The sequence below is a fragment of the Candidatus Pelagibacter communis genome (assembly GCF_001179845.1).
Taxonomy (GTDB): domain Bacteria; phylum Pseudomonadota; class Alphaproteobacteria; order Pelagibacterales; family Pelagibacteraceae; genus Pelagibacter; species Pelagibacter ubique_Q.
In genome coordinates this window covers 1-748 of sequence record NZ_CVSB01000046.1, presented here as the reverse complement: position 1 = coordinate 748, position 748 = coordinate 1, and the positions used below count along the sequence as shown (strand labels likewise).

Genomic DNA, 748 nt, shown 5'->3' with positions numbered 1-748 from the left:
TTTAATATTCCATTAAATAGTGAGGAAATTAATTATTCAAGCAATTCAATAAAAATTTTAGAAAATGGAAAAATTATCTCTGGTGAAGGAGATGTTCAAATTTTAGTTGGTGAGAATATATTCATTAGTTCTGAAAAATTTGAATATAATAAAGAAACAGGCCTGTATAAAATATTTAATGATGTTCAATTTAAAGATAATTTAAACAATATTAATGCATCTGGATCAGAATTTATTTTGTCAACTTTTGATAACAAAATTCTATCAAAAACAAAATCTAAAATTATTTACAATGAAATTTATAATATTGATCTTAAAAGCTTTGAATATGATATTACTGATCGAAAGATAAGCTCTAATGAATTCGCAAAAATTGAAGATGATATTGATAATTATTTTGAACTTTATGAATTTTTGTTTGATTTAAAAACAAATAAGTTTTTAGGTAAAGAATTAAAATTTATAGATAATCAACAAAACAAATATTTATTAAATGAAGTGATGATTAATACAAATAATGATAAAGTTTATGGTAAAGACGTAAAATTTCTTGATAATCAGCAAAACAAATATTTATTAAATGAGGTTATGATTAACACTGAAAATGATAATCTATATGGTAAAGATTTAAACATAGAATTTAATAAATCATTATTTGGAAATAGTAATAACGACCCGAGATTAAAAGCAAAAAGTGTAAAAATAAAAGATCAATCCTCTTTTTTAAAAAAAGGAGTGTTTACTTCAT

1 protein-coding gene is annotated in these 748 nt (G+C 21.0%); it reads left to right on the top strand.

The genetic code is table 11. The annotated features are described in order from the left end of the window. Positions 1-748: hypothetical protein (locus tag AMN81_RS06395; RefSeq protein WP_179850569.1), on the top strand; the 748-nt coding region annotated here is incomplete at both ends.